Source organism: Roseomonas rosulenta (assembly GCF_016106005.1).
Taxonomy (GTDB): domain Bacteria; phylum Pseudomonadota; class Alphaproteobacteria; order Acetobacterales; family Acetobacteraceae; genus Neoroseomonas; species Neoroseomonas rosulenta.
On sequence record NZ_JACADR010000572.1, the window covers coordinates 1 to 1,031 of the forward strand.

Annotated in this window: 1 protein-coding gene; it reads left to right on the plus strand. The window is 76.8% G+C overall.

All coding sequences use genetic code 11. The features are described from left to right. Positions 1-356: 356 nt before the first annotated feature. On the plus strand, positions 357-1,031 hold a 675-nt coding region (locus HW578_RS26940; protein ID WP_456308302.1), incomplete at its 3' end, for a hypothetical protein.

Below are 1,031 nucleotides of genomic sequence, written 5' to 3' on the forward strand. Positions count from 1 at the left end.
CGCCCTCGCCGCGGCCGGCAGCGTCAGGGCGGGCACGGCGGCGGCGAGGGCGCGGCGGGTGAGGGTCATGGCGTGGTCTCCGGCGGCGCGGCGGGCCCTGCCCGCGCGCGGGATGTCGATGGGGCGGGATGACGGCCGCCCGGAGGCGGTTTGCAGCATGGCACAGCCGGATCGTCCAGCGGTTCCGGCCCGGCGGGGCGGCCCTGCGCCGGGGCCGTGGCGCAGTGGCGGACGGCTGGCGCCGGGAGGCCTTGCCGCAACCCTGGATTGCCTGGAGCCTCCCGAATACGCTTTCATACTCTCCTAAGCTGCGGCCATACATTCTGGACGGGTTCCCCCCAGCCGGAGCGCAACCCATGACCGCCCTGCCCCGCGTGATGCTCCCCTGCGTCGCGCTGCTCTGCCTGCCAGGCTGCGCCACCGTGGCGCTGAACGCGGCGCTGCGCGCCACGAACCCGCAGCCGGCCTGGAACGGGGAGGTCGCGGTGGCCTCCGAGCCGCCCGGGGCGCGCTGCACGCTCACCCGCGGGGCGCGCGTGATGGCCGAGGTGCCCGCCGCACCCGGCACGGTGCGGCTCGAACGCTCCCACAGCACGCTCGATGTGCGCTGCGCCGCCGACGGCTTCCTCGAGACGGCCGAGGTGCTGCGCCCGCGCGACGACCCGGCGGTGTTCCGCATGGCGCCCAACGGCGTGATCGGTGCGACGGCGACGGTGATCAGCCTCGCCGCGGCATGGACCATGCGCTACCCGTCCGAGGTCACGGTCACGCTGGTGCCCGCGACCTTCCCGAGCGAGGAGGCGCGCGAGGCGTTCTTCGCCGCGCGCCGCGCCGCCGTGCTGGCCCTGCGCGCCACCGAGATCGCGCTGGGCGAGGAACGCTGCCGCGCCAATGCCGACACCACCTGCGACCCGTCGCTGCTGGTGGCGCAGCGCCAGCAGGCCGAGGACCTGGCGCGGCTGGATGCGCTGCGCGGCGCCGCGCGCGTGGAGGTGGCCACCGCCGCGCCGGCCGATCCGGCGCCCGCCCCG